This is a genomic window from Bradyrhizobium sp. USDA 4502 (assembly GCF_054063355.1).
Genome location: NZ_JBSSGF010000001.1, coordinates 3,256,767 through 3,274,619, shown reverse-complemented (window position 1 = coordinate 3,274,619; position 17,853 = coordinate 3,256,767). Strand labels below are relative to the sequence as shown.

Annotated in this window: 19 protein-coding genes and 2 tRNA genes; 9 read left to right on the top strand and 12 right to left on the bottom strand. The window is 64.1% G+C overall.

Going from position 1 to position 17,853, the window contains the following annotated elements; all coding sequences use genetic code 11:
• Positions 1–349 precede the first annotated feature (349 nt).
• Together clpX and lon are read left to right on the top strand one after the other, a co-directional pair.
• Complete coding sequence (clpX, locus tag ACVW1B_RS15010) at positions 350–1,624, top strand: ATP-dependent Clp protease ATP-binding subunit ClpX (RefSeq protein ID WP_018271869.1); 1,275 nt, start codon at positions 350–352, stop codon at positions 1,622–1,624.
• Positions 1,625–1,946: 322 nt separating this feature from the next.
• On the top strand, positions 1,947–4,376 hold the full coding sequence (gene lon / locus ACVW1B_RS15005) for an endopeptidase La (protein WP_028333951.1): 2,430 nt from the start codon (positions 1,947–1,949) through the stop codon (positions 4,374–4,376).
• Positions 4,377–4,442: 66 nt separating this feature from the next.
• Here lon and ACVW1B_RS15000 read toward each other — a convergent pair whose 3' ends face one another.
• From ACVW1B_RS15000 to ACVW1B_RS14990, 3 genes are all read right to left on the bottom strand, one after another.
• Entirely contained in the window at positions 4,443–5,102 is a 660-nt protein-coding gene (locus ACVW1B_RS15000) for a glutathione S-transferase family protein (RefSeq protein WP_253608446.1), read from the bottom strand.
• 133 nt (positions 5,103–5,235) lie between these two features.
• Positions 5,236–6,447 carry an MFS transporter gene (locus ACVW1B_RS14995; RefSeq protein ID WP_253608447.1) on the bottom strand — a complete coding sequence of 404 codons (1,212 nt, stop codon included), beginning with the start codon at positions 6,445–6,447 and terminating at the stop codon, positions 5,236–5,238.
• Between the two features lies 1 nt (position 6,448).
• Positions 6,449–7,117, bottom strand: coding sequence for a GntR family transcriptional regulator (locus ACVW1B_RS14990; protein WP_456821728.1), 669 nt, complete (start codon positions 7,115–7,117; stop codon positions 6,449–6,451).
• 199 nt (positions 7,118–7,316) lie between these two features.
• On the opposite strand from ACVW1B_RS14990, the gene ACVW1B_RS14985 reads away from it, so the two are divergent.
• Both ACVW1B_RS14985 and ACVW1B_RS14980 read left to right on the top strand, forming a co-directional pair.
• The gene (locus ACVW1B_RS14985) at positions 7,317–7,727 is read left to right on the top strand and encodes a GFA family protein (RefSeq protein ID WP_076825336.1); all 411 of its coding nucleotides are present in this window, start codon (positions 7,317–7,319) and stop codon (positions 7,725–7,727) included.
• A 63-nt stretch (positions 7,728–7,790) separates the two neighbouring features.
• A tRNA-Val gene (locus ACVW1B_RS14980) sits at positions 7,791–7,867 on the top strand.
• A gap of 127 nt (positions 7,868–7,994) precedes the next feature.
• On the opposite strand, the gene ACVW1B_RS14975 is transcribed toward ACVW1B_RS14980, so the two are convergent.
• The gene (locus tag ACVW1B_RS14975; protein ID WP_050384893.1) at positions 7,995–8,243 is read right to left on the bottom strand and encodes a hypothetical protein; all 249 of its coding nucleotides are present in this window, start codon (positions 8,241–8,243) and stop codon (positions 7,995–7,997) included.
• A gap of 212 nt (positions 8,244–8,455) precedes the next feature.
• Between ACVW1B_RS14975 and ACVW1B_RS14970 the strand changes: the two genes are divergently transcribed.
• The 3 genes from ACVW1B_RS14970 (at position 8,456) to ACVW1B_RS14960 (ending at position 10,006) form a co-directional block, all read left to right on the top strand.
• Positions 8,456–8,737, top strand: a complete 282-nt coding sequence (locus ACVW1B_RS14970; protein ID WP_038385060.1) for a hypothetical protein — start codon at positions 8,456–8,458, stop codon at positions 8,735–8,737.
• Between the two features lie 22 nt (positions 8,738–8,759).
• Positions 8,760–9,065, top strand: coding sequence for a YciI family protein (locus ACVW1B_RS14965; RefSeq protein WP_253608448.1), 306 nt, complete (start codon positions 8,760–8,762; stop codon positions 9,063–9,065).
• 89 nt (positions 9,066–9,154) lie between these two features.
• A complete protein-coding gene (locus ACVW1B_RS14960) occupies positions 9,155–10,006 on the top strand; it encodes a class I SAM-dependent methyltransferase (RefSeq protein WP_253608449.1) in 852 nt (283 codons plus the stop codon).
• Here ACVW1B_RS14960 and pepT read toward each other — a convergent pair whose 3' ends face one another.
• Positions 10,007–11,263, bottom strand: coding sequence for a peptidase T (pepT, locus tag ACVW1B_RS14955; protein ID WP_253608450.1), 1,257 nt, complete (start codon positions 11,261–11,263; stop codon positions 10,007–10,009).
• Between the two features lie 172 nt (positions 11,264–11,435).
• Positions 11,436–11,759: an HU family DNA-binding protein gene (locus ACVW1B_RS14950; RefSeq protein ID WP_259171327.1), complete on the bottom strand. Its 324-nt coding sequence runs from the start codon at positions 11,757–11,759 to the stop codon at positions 11,436–11,438.
• A gap of 308 nt (positions 11,760–12,067) precedes the next feature.
• On the opposite strand from ACVW1B_RS14950, the gene ACVW1B_RS14945 reads away from it, so the two are divergent.
• Positions 12,068–12,144 (top strand) — tRNA-Asp (locus tag ACVW1B_RS14945).
• A gap of 114 nt (positions 12,145–12,258) precedes the next feature.
• On the opposite strand, the gene ACVW1B_RS14940 is transcribed toward ACVW1B_RS14945, so the two are convergent.
• The 5 genes from ACVW1B_RS14940 to ACVW1B_RS14920 all read right to left on the bottom strand — a co-directional run bounded on the left by ACVW1B_RS14940 (position 12,259) and on the right by ACVW1B_RS14920 (position 15,267).
• On the bottom strand, positions 12,259–13,563 hold the full coding sequence (locus ACVW1B_RS14940; RefSeq protein WP_456821727.1) for a hypothetical protein: 1,305 nt from the start codon (positions 13,561–13,563) through the stop codon (positions 12,259–12,261).
• A gap of 157 nt (positions 13,564–13,720) precedes the next feature.
• Positions 13,721–13,870, bottom strand: coding sequence for a hypothetical protein (locus ACVW1B_RS14935; protein WP_456780447.1), 150 nt, complete (start codon positions 13,868–13,870; stop codon positions 13,721–13,723).
• 56 nt (positions 13,871–13,926) lie between these two features.
• Positions 13,927–14,127, bottom strand: coding sequence for a hypothetical protein (locus ACVW1B_RS14930; protein ID WP_028333962.1), 201 nt, complete (start codon positions 14,125–14,127; stop codon positions 13,927–13,929).
• A gap of 98 nt (positions 14,128–14,225) precedes the next feature.
• Complete coding sequence (locus ACVW1B_RS14925) at positions 14,226–14,870, bottom strand: haloacid dehalogenase-like hydrolase (RefSeq protein WP_456821726.1); 645 nt, start codon at positions 14,868–14,870, stop codon at positions 14,226–14,228.
• Positions 14,871–15,063: 193 nt separating this feature from the next.
• Complete coding sequence (locus tag ACVW1B_RS14920; RefSeq protein WP_253608454.1) at positions 15,064–15,267, bottom strand: hypothetical protein; 204 nt, start codon at positions 15,265–15,267, stop codon at positions 15,064–15,066.
• Between the two features lie 199 nt (positions 15,268–15,466).
• Here ACVW1B_RS14920 and ACVW1B_RS14915 point away from each other — a divergent pair, with 199 nt between their 5' ends.
• Positions 15,467–16,480, top strand: a complete 1,014-nt coding sequence (locus ACVW1B_RS14915; protein ID WP_456823031.1) for a TRAP transporter substrate-binding protein — start codon at positions 15,467–15,469, stop codon at positions 16,478–16,480.
• 41 nt (positions 16,481–16,521) lie between these two features.
• Here ACVW1B_RS14915 and ACVW1B_RS14910 read toward each other — a convergent pair whose 3' ends face one another.
• Entirely contained in the window at positions 16,522–17,814 is a 1,293-nt protein-coding gene (locus ACVW1B_RS14910) for a spinster family MFS transporter (RefSeq protein ID WP_456821725.1), read from the bottom strand.
• Between the last annotated feature and the right edge of the window lie 39 nt (positions 17,815–17,853).

The window sequence follows — 17,853 nt, the reverse complement described above, 5'->3', positions numbered from 1 at the left end:
ATGCGCACAGCGGAAAGTTCCGCTTTCGTGCTCATATACCGACGTGGTAATCCCGCAACGTTCCGTGGATTTCGACGCGTATTCCACGTGCGATCGTTGAAAATCACGGTATTGTCACGGTCTTGAGCCGGCCATCCGATTAGCGAATTCTTGATAGTCGGGTGCCAGCATGGTTGGCTGTGATGCATCGGCTATGATCGCGGAGATTCGAATAAACCGTGATCCACACGGTCAGTATTGCGTAGGGTCTTTTTTGGTACGGAATTTGCTCTATCTACCCAACAGCCCGGTTGTGTGCCGGATTGGGTCGATCTGGCAAACAAGATCGAACGGCGGACGGAGATAATGAATGAGTAAGGTCGGCACGAGCGACGCCAAGAACACGCTATATTGCTCGTTCTGCGGCAAGAGCCAGCATGAAGTTCGCAAGCTGATTGCCGGACCGACTGTCTTCATTTGCGACGAGTGTGTCGAACTGTGCATGGACATCATTCGCGAGGAGAACAAGTCCTCGCTGGTGAAGTCGCGCGACGGCATCCCGACGCCGAAGGAAATCTGCAAGGTCCTGGACGACTACGTGATCGGCCAGAGCCATGCCAAGAAGGTGCTGTCGGTCGCCGTCCACAACCACTACAAGCGGCTCAACCATCAGACCAAGCACAACGACGTCGAACTGGCGAAGTCGAACATCCTGCTGATCGGTCCGACCGGTTCGGGCAAGACGCTGCTCGCGCAGACGCTGGCCCGCATCCTCGACGTGCCCTTCACCATGGCTGACGCGACGACGCTGACCGAAGCCGGCTATGTCGGCGAGGACGTCGAGAACATCATCCTGAAGCTGCTGCAGGCCGCCGACTACAACGTCGAGCGTGCGCAGCGCGGCATCGTCTATATCGACGAAATCGACAAGATCAGCCGCAAGTCGGACAACCCCTCGATCACCCGCGATGTGTCGGGCGAGGGCGTCCAGCAGGCGCTGCTGAAGATCATGGAAGGCACTGTGGCCTCGGTCCCGCCGCAGGGCGGCCGCAAGCATCCGCAGCAGGAGTTCCTGCAGGTAGATACCACCAATATCCTGTTCATCTGCGGCGGTGCGTTCTCGGGCCTCGAGAAGATCATCTCCGCGCGCGGCCGCTCGACCTCGATCGGCTTCGCGGCGCAGGTGCTCGCGCCGGAGGACCGCCGCACCGGCGAGATCTTCCGTCACGTCGAGCCGGAAGATCTGCTGAAGTACGGCTTGATCCCGGAATTCGTCGGCCGTCTGCCCGTCGTTGCGACGCTGGAGGACCTCGACGAGACCTCGCTGAAGAAGATCCTGACCGATCCGAAGAACGCGCTGGTGAAGCAGTACCAGCGGCTGTTCGAGATGGAGAACATCGAGCTGACCTTCGCCGACGAGGCGCTTGGCGCGGTCGCCCGCAAGGCGATCGAGCGCAAGACCGGCGCGCGCGGCCTGCGGTCGATCCTGGAGAGCATCCTGCTCGAAACCATGTTCGATCTCCCGGGCCTGGAAGGCGTCGAGGAAGTCGTTATCTCGCGCGAGGTCGTCGAGGGAACGGCGCGTCCACTCTACATCTACGCGGATCGTTCCGACCGCGCCGTCGAGAGCAGCGCGAGCGCCTAAACGGCGCTCGTCTCGACCCGCCAAAAATGCACGGCTGCCGGACGCTCCGGCGGCCGCCGTGGCGCAGCACCGGCGCCCTTACGGCGTAGCAGCAAATGCTTGTTTAGCCTATATTTCTCGACACTTCTGAGACTTGACACCCCCCCGCCTGATAGCCACCTAATGCTATCGGTGAGGGATCTCATCCGTTGAGATTCGTCGCTTCACGATGCGGAATAAGCGGCTGCCGACGGCATTCTCATTCCGCATCACCAAGGCACCTTGTGGCGGTTGCGCAAGCAGGCGGACTGCGTGCAAGGGGGCACAACAAAAGGATTAGGCCATGACGACCTCAAAACCCCGGCCAACGATCGTCCACGGCGAAAGCCACTCCTATCCGGTGCTGCCGCTCCGCGACATCGTCGTCTTCCCGCACATGATCGTGCCGCTGTTCGTCGGCCGCGAGAAATCGATCCGCGCGCTCGAAGAGGTGATGAAGAACGACGCGCTGATCATGCTCGCGACGCAGAAGAACGCGTCCGATGACGATCCGGCACCCGATTCAATTTACGAGACCGGTACGCTCGCCAGCGTCCTGCAGCTCCTGAAACTGCCCGACGGCACCGTGAAGGTGCTGGTCGAGGGCCTCGAGCGCGCGCGCGTCGAGAAGTATTCCGACCGCAGCGAATATTACGAGGCGACCGCGGTCGCGCTCGCCGACACTGACGCCAACTCGGTCGAAGCCGAGGCGCTGGCGCGGTCGGTCGTGTCCGACTTCGAAAGCTATGTGAAGCTGAACAAGAAGATCTCCGCCGAAGTCGTCGGCGTGGTTCAGGCGATCACCGATTTCGCCAAGCTCGGCGATACCGTTGCTTCGCATCTCGCGGTCAAGATTGCCGACCGGCAAGCGATCCTGGAGACGTTGTCCGTCACGCAGCGCCTGGAGAAGGTGCTGGGCCTGATGGAAAGCGAGATCTCGGTGTTGCAGGTCGAGAAGCGCATCCGCTCGCGCGTCAAGCGCCAGATGGAGAAGACCCAGCGCGAGTATTACCTGAACGAGCAGATGAAGGCGATCCAGAAGGAGCTCGGCGACGACGAAGGTCGTGACGAGTTGGCCGATCTGGAGGAGAAGATCTCCAAGACCAAGCTGTCCAAGGAAGCACGCGAGAAGGCCCAGCACGAGCTGAAGAAGCTGCGCCAGATGTCGCCGATGTCGGCGGAAGCGACCGTCGTGCGCAACTACCTGGATTGGCTGCTGTCGATCCCGTGGGGCAAGAAGTCCAAGGTCAAGAAGGACCTCGAGGCCGCGCAGGCGGTGCTGGACTCCGATCACTACGGACTCGAGAAGGTCAAGGACCGTATCGTCGAGTATCTCGCGGTGCAGTCGCGCGCCAACAAGCTGACCGGACCGATCCTGTGCCTGGTCGGGCCTCCCGGCGTCGGCAAGACCTCGCTCGGCAAGTCGATTGCGAAGGCCACGGGGCGCGAATTCGTGCGCGTGTCGCTCGGCGGCGTGCGTGACGAGGCCGAGATCCGCGGTCACCGCCGCACCTATATCGGCTCGATGCCCGGCAAGATCATCCAGTCGATGCGCAAGGCGAAGACCTCGAACCCGCTGTTCCTGCTGGACGAGATCGACAAGATGGGCGCCGATTTCCGCGGCGATCCGTCGTCGGCGCTGCTTGAGGTCTTGGACCCCGAGCAGAACTCGACCTTCAACGACCACTACCTGGAGGTCGACTACGACCTGTCCAACGTGATGTTCATCACGACCGCGAATACGCTGAATATTCCCGGCCCGCTGATGGACCGCATGGAGATCATCCGGATCGCCGGCTACACGGAGAACGAGAAGGTCGAGATCGCGCGCAAGCATCTGATCCCGAGCGCGCTCTCCAAGCACGGTCTGGACTCCAAGGAATGGTCGATCGACGACGCGGCCTTGCTCTTGATGATCCGCCGCTACACCCGCGAAGCGGGCGTGCGTAACCTGGAGCGTGAGCTCTCCACACTCGCCCGCAAGGCGGTGAAGGAGCTGATGATCTCCAAGAAGAAGTCGGTGAAGGTCACCGAGGCGAACATCGAAGAGTTCCTCGGCGTTCCGAAGTATCGCTTCGGCGAGATCGACGACGAGGATCAGGTCGGTATCGTCACCGGTCTGGCCTGGACCGATGTCGGCGGCGAGTTGCTCACCATTGAAGGCGTCATGATGCCCGGCAAGGGCAAGATGACCGTCACGGGCAATCTGCGCGATGTGATGAAGGAGTCGATCTCGGCGGCGGCGTCCTACGTCCGCTCGCGTGCGATCGTCTACGGCATCGAACCGCCGATGTTCGACCGCCGCGACATCCACGTTCACGTGCCGGAGGGCGCAACGCCGAAGGACGGTCCGTCTGCCGGTGTTGCGATGGCCACCGCGATCATCTCGGTCATGACCGGCATTCCGGTCCGCCACGATGTCGCGATGACCGGCGAGATCACGCTGCGTGGTCGCGTGCTGCCGATCGGCGGTCTGAAGGAGAAGCTCCTGGCCGCCGCCCGCGGCGGCATCAAGACGGTGCTGATCCCGGAGGACAACGCCAAGGATCTCACGGAGATTTCCGATGCGATCAAGGGCGGCATGGACATCATTCCGGTCTCGCGGCTGGATGAGGTCGTCGCCAAGGCGCTGGTCCGCGTGCCCGCGCCGATCGTCTGGGAAGAGGAGACCAGCAAGGTCGACGTCAAGCCCGATGCTTCCGATGAAGCGTCCGGCGGCCTGACGGCGCACTGAAGCGAGCTGCGATCGACATAAGAAAACGGCGCCTTCGGGCGCCGTTTTTGTTTTCGCTGTTCGCGATCAGGTCGGGAAGGCTGCGGCTCTGTCCGCGGCGGCAAAGTGCGCCATCTGATCGGCATGCGCTTTTGCGAAAGCCGGCCGGGCCGTGGCGCGCGCGACGTAGTCGCGACACGCGGGATATTCCGCCAGTCCGTCGAAGCGGTCGACCAGGCGCAGCACATCCGCCATGAGAACGTCGGCGACGGAGAACGGCCCGGCCAGCCATTTGCGGCCCGCGAGCACCGGCTCCATGTGCCTGAGCCGGGATTGCAGGAAGCCGTCGAAGCGTGTCCATGCCGACGTGCCGCCGCTCTCGCCCGAGAATACCAGGAGCGACCAGGGCAGGCTCGCCATCTCGACCGAGTTGAGCGCTGCGAACAGCCATTTCAAAGCCTCGTTGCGTTGGTGCGGATCGGTCGGCAGCAGCGCGTCGCTGCGCTCGCCGAGATGCAGCAGGATCGCGCCGCTCTCGAAGATCGAGATGTCGCCGTCGGTCAGCCACGGCACCTGGCCGAACGGCTGGTGCGCGAAGTGCTCGGCGCTCCGATCGCGAAATGGCACGCTCGCAACGCGATACGGCAAGCGCGCCTCTTCCAGTGCCCAGCGCACGCGGAGGTCGCGCACAAATCCCCGCGGCATCTCCGGAACCCAATCGAAGGTGGTCAGCGTCAGGTCGGCCATTGGGTATCTCCATTTGCTGGCTTCACAGGCAAAAGGACGAACGAATGGCGCGCGTTCCGACACCCCGACGGGCTTTTTCGTCGTTGCGGTACGGAACGATCGAGTTGTCGACGTGGGTACGCCGGCGCCGGAACTAGTCTTTCCTCTCGACGACGAAGTTGCCGATCGCGCCGAGCGCCATCAGCACGCTGGTGCCGAGGAACACCGCGGCCATGCCGATATGTCCGCCGATGAAGCCGCCGGCGAGCGGGCCGATCACCTGGCCGGCATATTGCGCCGAGATCGAATAGCCGAGCATGCTGCCGGTGACCGCATCAGGCACGTTGTGCCGGATCACGCTCGCGATGCAGGGCAGGAGGCCGCCGAGCGCGAGCCCCATCAGGAAGCGCAGCAGGATCAACTGCCAGCCGCTGACCACAAAGGCCTGCGGGATCAACAGCAGCGCGGAGGCAGCAAGGCAGATGGTGATGATCCGCCAGTGGCCGACCCGATCGGCCAGCTTGCCGAGATGCGAGGACGACAAGAGGCTGCCGAAGGCTGCCGCCGACATCACGAGGCCGGCGACGAACGTCACCTGCGGTGCCTCGACCAGTTGCGCGACATAGACCGTGATGATCGGCTCGATCGACATGTTGGCGACCATCAGCAGCAGGCCCGTTCCCCACATCGCGACGACAGGGCGCTTGTCCGGAACCAGCGACCAGCCGCCGCGCGCCTTGCCGCCTTTCGCGGTCTTCGGGCGTGCTTCCTCGCGGATCAGGAACGTCGTGCCGAGGAAGGTGAAGAAGATGACGCCGCCGATCAGGAAGAATGTCGCGCGGATGCCGATCAGCCCCGGCAGCACGCCGCCGATCAAGGGACCGACCAGGCTGCCGGCCATGATGCCGGCCGACAGCACGCCGATCGCCCAGCCGGATCGCGCTTTCGGCGTCTGCGCCGCGACCAGCACGGTCGAACCCGACGCGTAGCCGCCGAGCAGGCCGGTCAGCAGCCGCAGGCCGACCAGCTCATAGACGTTGTGCGCCATGCCGATCAGCGACATCGCGATCGCCATGCCGAGGCTGGCGCGGATCAGCATCAGCTTGCGGCCGTAGCGATCGGCGAGCCGTCCCCACAGCGGCGCCGTCAGCGCCGCGCTGAAGAAGGTCGCGCCATAGGCGAAGCCCGACCATTGCACGATCGCGGCATGATCGGTCACGCCGAGCTGCTCGACATAGAGCGGCAGGAACGGCAGCAGCAGCGTCATCCCCACGATTGTCGTGAAGGAGCCGAACACGCAGACGATCAAATTGCGTTTCCAGGGGCCCGCGTCGAGCAGGGCTTCGCGATCGACTTCGATGTTCATGTCAGCGCAGCCCGATCACGGCGAAGCCGCGCGCCCGCAGGCCGCGGCGATCCTCGTTCAGCGAACGCAGCAGGCGATCACGGGTATCGGTGATGTGGTCGGCGGCCTCGCGCGCGGCGGCCTCCGGATCGTTGGCCTTGATGAAGCCGAGGATGCGCCGGTGCTCGCGCCAGGCCTGCTCACGCGAGGGCTCGGTCCACACTTCCAGCCAGCGCGCCCGCGACAGCCTCGTCATGGCGCCGGCGATCGCCTTGACGATGAAGGGATTGCCGGAGAGCCGCGCGATCTCGACATGGAAATCGGTGCCGACCCGATGCCATTCCTCGCGCGGCGCGCCGGACTGGCAGGCATTCAGCATCTCCTCGACGCCGGCGATATCGGCTGCGCTCGCCCGCGCGCAGGCGAGGCGCACCGCCGTCGTCTCCAGCGGAATCCGGAACTCGGCCAGCGCCTCCAGCTCACCGAGGTCGATCGGTGCGACGATCCAGTTGCGGCCGTCGCGGCGCACCAGCTCTTCGCCTTCGAGCCGGACCAGCGCGGCACGGATCGGCGTGCGCGATCCCTCGAACCGGCTCTCCAGCCAGCGCTCGGTCAGCCGCTCGCCGGGGCCCAGGTCGAGCGACAGGATCATCTCCCGGAGCTGGTCATGGATCTGAAGCATCTGCGACATGGCGCCGTCCTTTGGCCGCTCGTTGGCGGGCGCGGAATCTCCATCAGGCGGCTTTCGTATCCCGATTTGGTATCCCAAACAAGGCGGCTATGGGATACCACGTTGCTCCGTTAAGGGAGGTGGGCCGAGAGCCAGGGCCCTGGACGATGGAACCGCGCCCACGGCGGTTGCTTGGTTTGACGGAATTGGAGAGCGCTACATGCGTATCGACGGGCAATGCCATTGCGGGGCTATCACCTATCAGGCCGAGATCGACCCGGAACGGGTCTCGATCTGCCATTGCACGGACTGCCAGGCGCTGACCGGCTCGCCCTACCGCGTCACGGTGATCTGCGACGCCGAACAGGTGCGGCTGACCGGAGGTGCGCCGAAGGTCTACGGCAAGCGGGGCGACAACGGCCGAATCCGCTTCCAGCACTTTTGCGGCGATTGCGGTTCGCCGCTGTTTACGAGCGGCGAGGACGGCGGGCCCGACGACTGGGGCATCCGCTGGGGCAGCATTCGCCAGCGCGGCCAATTGACCCCGCGACGCCAGGTCTGGTGCCGCTCCGCTGCGCCATGGATCAATGATCTCAAGGAATTGCCAGCGCACCCCAAGGACTGGAGCTGACGGATTGAGGTGTTGCGGCCTTGCGCCTCGGGGGCAGGCGAGGCTAAAGAGGCGCGCAGGTAAGGGCGGCTAGCTCAGCTGGTTAGAGCATCTCGTTTACACCGAGAGGGTCGGGAGTTCGAATCTCTCGCCGCCTACCAGCCTTTGAGCACGAATTCATCCGCTTGTTCGGTTCGCAGGGCGAAGGCTGTCGCACCGAAGCTCGAAGAGCGCAGGCGGACCGGCTGCCTGAATGTGCGGGCGTGCTTCCCCGTTTTGGATCCAGCCCTATGGCTGAAGCATCCTGATGGTCGCGATCGGCCACTTCCCGATGTGGCCCTTGATCGAGATGCGCAACCCATGAGATTCGTCCAGAAACACGCCCTCGACGGTCCCTGCGGTTCCATCGGTGAGAACCGCGGCTCGTCCGACCAGCTCGGCCTCCGCTTGCACATGCTCGCGCAGGATGACGGTGGCGCGGTGTTTCACGAGCTGCAAAGCGGCCTCTGGTTGATGAGCCCTACGGAGCAAGGCCATTGCACGGCTCTCGGTGAACGCGCGGAGAGGGCGCGATCCCGGCCGTGGGGTAGTTAGTCTCATGGGGTGGCCGGGACCGCGCTTGCTCCGCGCTGGCGTGCCGAATGTCATTCGATCCCCGATGGTGCGAAAGGTGCCGAAAGTCACGCGCTCAGATTTGATGCCGACGCTGCAGCGATGCTATTCTGTCCGCCTAACCGGGAACTTGATGCATGCGCAAACTCGCCGCGATTTTTCTTCTCACCATGATTGCCGGACCCGCATTCGCACAGTCGGATCACGTTCAGCGCTATCGCGAAGAGGTCGAGAAGTCGCCGGCCGATGCGGCCAACGAGGCGCGCCAGCAGCGAGCCTATCAGCGTGCGCTCAGCGGTGTGCCGGATCAGAAGCCGACCGATCCCTGGGGCATCGCGCGCAGTGACGGGCAGGGCGCGCCCAAGGCGAATGCCGCGAAGCCGAAGCCGGCCAAGCCCACGAGCGCAGCCGCCAAATAATCTCCGAGCGCGGATCAGGTCGATGAAATACTACGTCTGCAAATTGACCGGACCGCGCCCGACCTTTCCGCAGGACATGACGTCGCAGGAAGCCGCCATCATGCAGGCGCACGTCGCCTATTGCGGCGAACTGCTGCAGGCCGGCAAGGCGCTGGTGTTCGGACCGGTCGCCGATCCGGCCGGCGTCTGGGGCCTCGGCGTGCTGCAACTGCCCGACGACGCCGATCCGCAGGAGATCGTCGCCAACGATCCCGTCACCAAGGCGGATGCCGGATTCACCTATCAGCTGATGCCGATGCTGCGCGCCGCGACGCGCGAGACTTGCTAGGGCAAGATCCGGAAAAGTGCGAAGCGGTTTTCCGAAAGAGCATACCCAAACGTGAGACGACAGAAGGTTCCTGAGAAGGTTTGGATCGCATGAACGCAGGCCACCCGCAAAACGCCGATCAGATCGCATACTGGAACGGGCCGGGCGGTCAGCGCTGGGCCACACGGCAGGCCGCGCAGGACATCGTGCTGCAACCGGTGCTCGACCTCCTGATCGATCGCGCTGCGCCGAAAGCCGGCGAACGCGTCGTCGATGTCGGCTGTGGCAGCGGTGCCTCGAGCTTCGCGCTGGCGGCCAAGGTCGCGCCCGCTGGCCACGTGCTCGGCGTCGATGTCTCGGAGCCGATGCTGACGCGGGCGCGGCAGAGCGCGCCGCAGGGTTTGCCGGTCGAGTTCGCGCTGGCCGATGCGACCGTCTATCCGTTTGTCAGCGAGAGCTTCGATCTGTTGGCCTCGCGCTTTGGCGTGATGTTCTTTGCCGATCCCGTGGTGTCGTTCGCCAATCTGCGCAAGGCGATGAAGCCGACCGGCCGTCTCGCCTTCGCCTGCTGGCAGGAGCCGCGTGAAAATCCGTTCTTCATGACGCCGCTTGCTGCCGTCTACAAGCACGTGCCGAAACTGCCGCCGCTAGGGCCCGAGGATCCCGGCCCGTTCGCGTTCGCCTCCGAGGCCCGGGTGAAGCGGATCCTGGGCGAAGCCGGCTTCTCCGGCATTGCCATGGAGCCGTGCCGGGTTGAGCTTGATGTCGCGACCGGGCGCGGCATCGATGCCGCGATCCAGGGCGCGCTCGAGATCGGGCCGGCCAGCCGCGCGCTGGAAGGGCACCCTGATGAGGTGCGCGCTGCGGCGATCGCCTCGATGCGCGAGGCGCTGGCGCCGTTTGTCAAGGGCGATGCGGTGCTGCTGCCCGGCGCGATCTGGATCGTGACCGCGCGGGCCTGATCAGGCCTTCTCTTCCCAGATCATCGCCAGGTGCACGATGGTCTGCACGGCCTTCTCCATGTCCTGCCGGCTGACCCATTCGAGCCGCGAATGGAACGCGTGCTCGCCGGCGAAGATGTTCGGGCAGGGCAGTCCCATAAAGGACAGCCGCGAGCCGTCCGTGCCGCCGCGGATCGAGGTCTTCACCGGCGTGAGACCGGCGCGCTCGATCGCCTCGATCGCATAGGCCACGATCTGCGGGTGGCGATCGATCACATCCTTCATGTTGCGGTACTGCTGCTTGACCTCCATGCGGTAAGTCGAGCGCGGATAGCCCTTCATGACGTCCTTCACGATGTCTTCCAGCAGCGATTCCTTCTGCTTCAGGCCAGCCTCGGTGAAATCGCGCACGATGAAGTCGATCCGCGCGTTCTCCAGCGCGCCGGAGATCGCGACCGGATGCAGGAAGCCCTCCTTGCCCTCGGTGGTCTCGGGCGAGCAGGTGTCCTTGGGCAGGCGATCGACGATCGCGGCGGCGATCTTGATTGCGTGCTCCATCTTGCCCTTGGCGAAGCCCGGATGGGTCGCGACGCCTTCGATGATGATGCTGGCGCCGTCGGCCGAGAAGGTCTCGTCCTCGATATGGCCGGCGGTCTCGCCATCCATGGTGTAGCCGAAATCGGCCCCCAGCTTCTTGAGGTCGACCTTGTCGACGCCGCGGCCGATCTCCTCGTCCGGCGTGAACAGGATCTTGATGGTGCCGTGCTTGACCTGCGGATTGGTGATCAGGAAATGCGCGGCACCCATGATCTCGGCAAGGCCCGCCTTGTTGTCGGCGCCGAGCAGGGTGGTGCCGTCGGTGGTGATGATGTCGTTGCCGATCTGGTCGGCTAGCGCTTCGTGCTCGGCGGGGCGGATCACCTGCGAGGCATCGGCGGGAAGCACGATGTCGCCGCCCCGATAGTTCTTCACGACCTGCGGCTTGACGTTCTTGCCGGTGCAGTCGGGAGAGGTGTCCATGTGCGAGCAGAAGCAGATCACCGGCACTGTCTTGTCGGTGTTGGCCGGGATCGTCGCATAGACGTATCCGTGCGGATCAAGATGCGCGTCGGATATCCCCATCGCCTGCAGCTCGGCGACCAGCAGGCGCCCGAGATTCTTCTGCTTCTCGGTGGAAGGCGTGGTGGGTGAATCCGGATCGGACTGGGTGTCGATCACGACATAGCGCAGGAAGCGCTCGGTGACGGTGTGTTTGAAGTCGAGAGCCGGTGCCAGCATGAAAACCGCGCAAAAAACTGGAGAAAGGAACAATGCGCTTTGGCGAAGTTGGTTCGCGCGAGCAAACCGCGTCAAGGCGAGTTTCGAAGGACAATCCTATAACAGAAAAGCGCCACTCCGGGGCCGCGTCACGAGCCGGAATGGCGCTTTGTCTTAACGGAGAGAGTAGGCGCTAGACGGCTTCCTTCAGCTCCTTGGCGGCGCGGAAGGCGACCTTCTTGCTGGCCTTGATATGGATCTGTTCGCCAGTCGCGGGGTTGCGGCCCATGCGGGCGGCGCGCTTGCGGACCTGGAGGATGCCGAGGCCAACGATCCTGATGCGCTCGCCCTTCTTGAGGTGCTTGGTGATCCTGGTGACCATATCGGTCAGGATCGCCTCGGCCTGCTTCTTGGACAGCTCCTGCTCCTCGGCGATGGCCGCCGCCAAATGCTTCAGCGTGATCGTCGCCGGTGTCGCTGCTTTCTTCGCCATGTCTGGCCCTCCTCGTTGCTGAATGGCTGGATTGCTGCTTTTCACGCGAATGGCGCGCCGTTCGCGTCGGGAAAATGCGTCCGGAAAAGTCCTGAAAACCGCCGGTTCCGGGAACGGGCAGCGCCGGGCCGGCCACAGGAAACCCAGACGTATCAGGCCTTATTTGATTCGGGGCTTCGCTGACTACGCCGTTTCCCCTGAAAACAGGCGACAACCCGCGTACGCGCCGCGAAAATGCCGACGCTGTGCAGGGATCCGCAACGTCCTTGACTAACCGGATGCGGGCCTTTATGCCCTCGGTCCTGCGCGGATCAATCCGACGATCGGCATCCGCGGGAGTAGCTCAGTTGGTTAGAGCGCCGCCCTGTCACGGCGGAGGCCGCGGGTTCGAGTCCCGTCTCTCGCGCCATTCATTTCAATGACTTAGCAGCGTGTTTGGCCCGAAACCATTGGTCCCTGTGGACCGGTGCCATAACGAGTTGCCTCCCTCCTGTTCACTGCACCTGGCGACTGCCGCGACAGCTCAGGACGCCGCGAGGCCGACAACGCTGACCGGTTGAGCGGCCTGCTCGGGCCTGACCGATAATGCCACGCGCTGTTCGGGCGTCAGCCACCACAGCAGGAACAGCAGTGCTATCCCGTTCGACAGCAGGCCTGTCGTGAGCGGCACGTTCATGATCGCCTGAACTGCGATGCCCGACGAAACCGCGATGAAGCGCGGCGACAGGTGCTTTGAGACCATCGATCCCACTGACAGGATCAGACCACAGACGAAAGCCGACACCGGGGCGAGCGCAAGACCGACCGATGCGATGCCCTCGGTGGCGAGGAAGGACGCGTTGAAATTGCCGTCCTGATAAATCGCTCCGAGGGTCGGGCCAAGCTCGCCGTACGGGCAGGCGGCCATGTATCGCAGGACGGTGATCTGGCAGAACCGGGTGTGCTCGCGGTGCGCGAAGAAGTCGGCGTATTGATCGAGCGCGAGCGACGGGATCGCGACGAAGCGCAGATTGATGGTGCTGAACACGATGTAGGTCTTGTCGGCGACGAGAATGGCGAAAGCCAAAAGGCCGACGATCATCGGGATCAGAAATGCGAGCACCGTGGCCAGCCGCGGGTCGAACCGGCCGTACAGCCAGAACAGAAACGGCAGCCAGATCGGCAGCAACAGGACGGTCTTGTTGTTGACGACGGGATAAAAGCAAAGCGCAAGCAGCAGCACCCCGGCCGCCGGCATCCACCGCCTGCGCGATGCGAAATGCGCGAACAGGTAGGGCAGGACCGCGCCGATCATGATCCCGGTGAGATAGTTCATTAGGGCCGGCCGCACCACGGCGGTGCGGGCTGCGCCATAGGGATCGCCAAGATTGGCCCCGTAGGAGATGTCGCCGATCAGCACGGCAAGGCACGACGCCAGTAGCAGAACCGCGATGCGCTTGACGGCCGCTTCGGACAAATCGGGCCGCCAAACCGGGATGTTCTGTAACATCAGAGGGATCATCGCTGCGGCCAGCGCGGCGATCATGGCCCAGCGGGCGATGGCGTGCGGATAGTCGAACGCGCTGAAGAAGCTGAGCCAGACGAAGCCGAACACGGCTGACAGCAGCGAGAAGCCGACCAGATAACCGAAGCTGAATCGTACCGCGACGAACGCCGGGACGAACGCGACCATGATGGCGGTGCCGAGGACGGCTTGCGCGTTGATGCCGGATCGCCAGACATGCATCGCCGGAAATGCGTGCCCGCAGGCGATCATCGAGGCGACGCTGAGGACGAAGAACCCGGGGATGGTGATCCCGACAACCAGGTCATCGCGCGTCAATGTCATCGGTCCGTCCGAATCCGAAAGCTGCCAGGCAGCTAGCCGGTCGGCCCTGGACGAAGCAAGTTAAGCAATATCTCGGTCTGTGTTGTTATGTTTCTGCCTGGCCATTCGTCACCGCGATGCCCTATTGAATTCACACAACGGCAACACCTTGCCTTGATCAGGCAAAGAATGCGGCGACCGCGTTGAGGTCGGATTGTCCCGGCGCATCGCCGCGCAAATTGGCGTCGATGATGCGGCGACAGGCGTCAACCGTGTGGGTGTCGCCCAATTCGTTGGCGGCTTCGAGGATCGACCAGACCGTGTCCAAGGGAACGTCGCTCTGCGTAGTCGCCTTCGGGTCTGACAGCATTGACGGGGCCGCGGTTAGAATTCGAATAGGTCGCGGCCGCGCCGCGCCAAATTGTGCAGGTCCGCCACCGTGCCGCGCACAGCGTTGCAGCGGCGGCATTCGATGATGGTGTCGCCGGATGCATGCGCCGGATCGGCGACCTTGATCGCCAGGCTGCCGCAATCCGTGCAGATGATCTTGAAGCCGGTTGAAATTACTTGCTGCTGCAAATTCATTGTGGCCTGCGCCTTTGTTGACGCCGACCTTAGCCGGGCAACTTTTAAGACTGGGGTCGCGGAGCGGATTGCAATCGAACAACCGCGTTAGGGCGCGGTTAAGATTTCGCCGCGGCCGCGCGGCCCTGCAGATGCAGCGTCGGCCTGCCGAGCCCTGCCGCGGCGGCGCGCACGGCATCGCGGGCATTGACGGTGATGATGCCGGCGGCGTGGGCCCAGACCGCGAGGTCGGAGGCGCTGTCGCCGGCGTAGATGAAGCCCCCGGGGAATGTCTTCCGCAACAGGTCGGCCTTGTTGGCGCCCTTGAGATTATGTTCGCCGTCGGAGGCAAGCACCTGGTCGATCCAAGGCAGACGCGACGCCAGCTTGTGTGCGAGCAGCGCGTCGGCCGCGGTTGCCAGCACGATGCGGCGGCCGGCCACGTTCTCGCGCTCAGCCAATGCGACGACGTCCTGGTGCAGTTCGATCCGGCTCCAGTCGATGCGCTGGCGCTGTGCGAGCCGGCGCTTCAGCGCCGCGCGGCCGCGCGTCAGCCAGGCGGCGCATGACACGACGATCAGCGGATTGCGGCGCAGGATCGAGAAGAAGCTGAGATAGAGCAGGTCGCCCGTGATCAGCGTGCCGTCGAGGTCGAGCACCAGCGGCAGCGATGCCGGGAGGCCGAGCAAAGGGGGCGACCCGTCGGGGCGGGAAGCATCCTGTGGCTTCGCAGTGTCGTCGCCGGCGAGGCGAGGCTCAGTCATTCGCGGCACTCAGCCGGGTTGCGACGTTGCACACGCCTATGGCGCGCGCCCCGGTCTCGATGGTCCTGCAGTCGCCGTAGCCGAACTTGCTCGCAAAGGCCACACCATGCTGGTCCGAGCTTGAGACGATCAGGACCAACAAAAAAGGCCGCCCGAGGGCGGCCGTCTTACCTGTGGAAGCCAGCAGAAATCTTTAGCGGACCGTCGAGGTGCCCGACGAGGTGATCGCCACCGGTTTGCCGGCCTTGATGACCTGGGTGGTCTGGGCAGTCTGGGCGAAATCCGCGTTGTTCCGGGCCGAAATGCCGAGCGCCGCGATCCCGATCCCCGCAATAAGGGCAACCACCACAATCTTGAGATGGGTCGCGCGGTCAGCTGAATGGATCGAGTGGTTCATGGTCGCCTCCGGGCGTCTGTGCGCCGTCTATGGCAGGTACTGGTAAGGCCCATCTGTTTCCGGATCGTTTCGTGAGTTCCGGGAAATGGTTTCGTGCCACGGGCGGATTGGTTTCACCGTGCCTTGCGTCACACTGCCGGCCGGCTAAAACTGCCCCAGGCGCGGAAATGCGCTTGGGAGAAAAACAATAATGAAAACAATGAGACTAACCCGGCGCCGGGTGCTTGGAACCGGCTCCGCGGCACTCGCCGCCACGATGTTTGGTAAGCGCGCCGTTGCGGCGGCCGAGTTCGACTTCAAACTCGGTGTCAACACTCCGGAAACCCATCCGCTAACAATCCGCCTGACTGAGGCTGCCAAGGCGGTCGGCGCCCAGTCGTCCGGCCGGGTCAACATCACGGTGTTCGCCAACAGCCAGCTCGGCGGCGATCCGGAGATGCTGTCGCAGGTCCGCGCCGGCGGGATCGAGCTGTTGGCGGCGCCCAGCATGACGCTGTCGACGCTGGTGCCGCTATCGGGGCTGCCCAGCATCGGCTTTGCCTTCCAGTCTTACGACCAGGTCTGGGCGGCGATGGACGGCGGCGTCGGCGACCTCGTGCGCGAGGCGATCACGAAGACCGGCGTCGTGCCGCTCAAGAAGGCCTGGGACAACGGCTTCCGCCAGATCACCTCGTCGTCGAGCCGGCAGCTCAACAGCGTCGACGATCTCAAGGGTTTCAAGATCCGCGTGCCGGTGACGGCATTGCTGACGTCGCTGTTCTCAGGGCTCGGTGCGCTGCCGTCGAGCATCTCCTACAGCGAACTCTATTCGGCGCTGCAGACCCACATCGTCGAAGGGCAGGAGAACCCGCTGGCGCAGGTTTTGACCGGCAAGCTCTACGAGGTGCAGAAATTCTGCGCGCTCTCGAACCATTGCTGGAGCGGTTACTGGATCCTCGGCAACCGCCGCGCGATGGCCGGCCTGCCGCCCGATCTGCTCGAGCTTATCAATGCCGCGTTCGACGCCGCGGCGGTGAAGGAGCGCACCGATCTGGTCGAGATGGATCGCTCGCTGCAGGCCGAGCTGACCGAAAAGGGCATGACGTTCAACAAGCCCGATCCGGTGCAGTTCAGGGCCGCGTTGGTGAAGGCCGGCTTCTACACGCAGTGGCAGAAGACCTACGGCGCGGACGCCTGGGCGGCGTTGGAGAAATATACGGGAAAGCTAACGTGAGCGCCGCCTGTCATCACGCGCCGGCTCGGCTGAGACGGGTGCTAGCTCGCGCGCGCGATGTCGGCGCGGATCGCGCGTGCCGCCAACACGAACAGCAGGGCACCGAGCGTCGTCGTGAGCGCGGCCGACAGCAGCGAGTAGCGAACCGCATCGACACCGTAGGTGCCCTTCAGCGCGTCGTTGATCATGCCGACGGCGAGGGGGCCGACGCCCTGGCCGAAGCAGGTGGCGGTCAACAGCACGATCGCCGAGGCCAGCGCGCGCATGCTGGGTTTTGCCACCGTCTGCGCGATCGCGAAGATCGGGCCGAGATGGAAGCCGACCATGAACGAGGTCAGCGCCAGGGTCGCGACCATCAGCGTGAAGTTTTGCGTCAGCATGCACAGCGCGAACACCGGGCCGGCGAGGCCGGACATGATCGCGGGCGCCCACAGCTTCCAGCGGTCGTCGCGACGGCCGATCTGCGCCACCACGATGCCACCGATCAGCGTGCCCGCCATGCCGGCGAGACCCTTGAAGGTGCCAGCATAGGTGCCGATCTCGGCGCTGGTGAGGTGATGGATGCGCGCAAGGAACGGCGGGATCCACACCGCGGTGGCGTAGTTGGTGTAGGTCGTCAGACAAAAGCCGACCAGCACGATGACGAAGCTCGGCTGCGATACCAGGAAACGCAATGTCGGCCCGATCGGCTCGGCCTTGAAGCTCTCGGCCATTGCGCCGCGCTTCGGCTCAGTGATCGTCAGCCACAGCACGGCGGCGAGCGCGATGCCGGGCAGGCCCGCGGTGAAGAAGGCCATTCGCCAGCCATAGTGCTGGTTGACATAGCCGCCGATGAAATAGCCGAGGAAGACGCCGAGATAGGTGCCGATCGCGTAGATGCCGAGCGCGCGCGGTCGTTCGTTCTTGTCGAACAGATCGGCGATCATCGATTGCGAGGCCGGCGTGCCCGCCGACTCCCCGATGCCGACGCCGACCCGGGCCAAGGCCAGCGTCGTGACGCTGGAGGCGAGGCCGCAGAGATAGGTCATCGCGCTCCAGAACGCGAAGGCGACCGCGACGATGTTGCGGCGGTTGAGGCGATCGGCCATCCGCGCGATCGGAATGCCGAGCAGCGAATAGAACAGCACGAAACCGAACCCGGCGAGCAGGCCCATCGTGGTGTCGCTGAGCGTGAACTCCTTCTTGATCGGTTCGATCAGCACGTTGAAGATGGTGCGGTCGAGGAAGTTGAGGGCGTAGATGATCGTGAGCAAGGCGAGGACGTAGTAGCGGCGCGCCGAGGGCGCGGCCGCAGCTTGGGTTGGCGCGGCCGCTTGCGGTGCGACATCGACCATGACTTCCTCCCCCCGGATATTCTTTATTGTTGTTGCTTG

What these genes read in the sequence shown, in the direction of transcription:
- ACVW1B_RS15000 (WP_253608446.1), bottom strand. Translation starts at nt 5,102, where the DNA reads ATGGCCGACCTGACGCTGACCACCTTCGATTGGGTTCCGGAGATGCCG.
- ACVW1B_RS14925 (WP_456821726.1), bottom strand. Translation starts at nt 14,870, where the DNA reads ATGACTGAGCCTCGCCTCGCCGGCGACGACACTGCGAAGCCACAGGAT.
- ACVW1B_RS14910 (WP_456821725.1), bottom strand. Translation starts at nt 17,814, where the DNA reads ATGGTCGATGTCGCACCGCAAGCGGCCGCGCCAACCCAAGCTGCGGCC.
- ACVW1B_RS14985 (WP_076825336.1), top strand. Translation starts at nt 7,317, where the DNA reads ATGCGTATCGACGGGCAATGCCATTGCGGGGCTATCACCTATCAGGCC.
- clpX (WP_018271869.1), top strand. Translation starts at nt 350, where the DNA reads ATGAGTAAGGTCGGCACGAGCGACGCCAAGAACACGCTATATTGCTCG.
- pepT (WP_253608450.1), bottom strand. Translation starts at nt 11,263, where the DNA reads ATGCTGGCACCGGCTCTCGACTTCAAACACACCGTCACCGAGCGCTTC.
- ACVW1B_RS14975 (WP_050384893.1), bottom strand. Translation starts at nt 8,243, where the DNA reads ATGGCCTTGCTCCGTAGGGCTCATCAACCAGAGGCCGCTTTGCAGCTC.
- ACVW1B_RS14970 (WP_038385060.1), top strand. Translation starts at nt 8,456, where the DNA reads ATGCGCAAACTCGCCGCGATTTTTCTTCTCACCATGATTGCCGGACCC.
- ACVW1B_RS14915 (WP_456823031.1), top strand. Translation starts at nt 15,467, where the DNA reads ATGAGACTAACCCGGCGCCGGGTGCTTGGAACCGGCTCCGCGGCACTC.
- ACVW1B_RS14960 (WP_253608449.1), top strand. Translation starts at nt 9,155, where the DNA reads ATGAACGCAGGCCACCCGCAAAACGCCGATCAGATCGCATACTGGAAC.
- ACVW1B_RS14965 (WP_253608448.1), top strand. Translation starts at nt 8,760, where the DNA reads ATGAAATACTACGTCTGCAAATTGACCGGACCGCGCCCGACCTTTCCG.
- ACVW1B_RS14930 (WP_028333962.1), bottom strand. Translation starts at nt 14,127, where the DNA reads ATGAATTTGCAGCAGCAAGTAATTTCAACCGGCTTCAAGATCATCTGC.
- ACVW1B_RS14940 (WP_456821727.1), bottom strand. Translation starts at nt 13,563, where the DNA reads ATGACATTGACGCGCGATGACCTGGTTGTCGGGATCACCATCCCCGGG.
- ACVW1B_RS14995 (WP_253608447.1), bottom strand. Translation starts at nt 6,447, where the DNA reads ATGAACATCGAAGTCGATCGCGAAGCCCTGCTCGACGCGGGCCCCTGG.
- lon (WP_028333951.1), top strand. Translation starts at nt 1,947, where the DNA reads ATGACGACCTCAAAACCCCGGCCAACGATCGTCCACGGCGAAAGCCAC.
- ACVW1B_RS14990 (WP_456821728.1), bottom strand. Translation starts at nt 7,117, where the DNA reads ATGTCGCAGATGCTTCAGATCCATGACCAGCTCCGGGAGATGATCCTG.
- ACVW1B_RS14920 (WP_253608454.1), bottom strand. Translation starts at nt 15,267, where the DNA reads ATGAACCACTCGATCCATTCAGCTGACCGCGCGACCCATCTCAAGATT.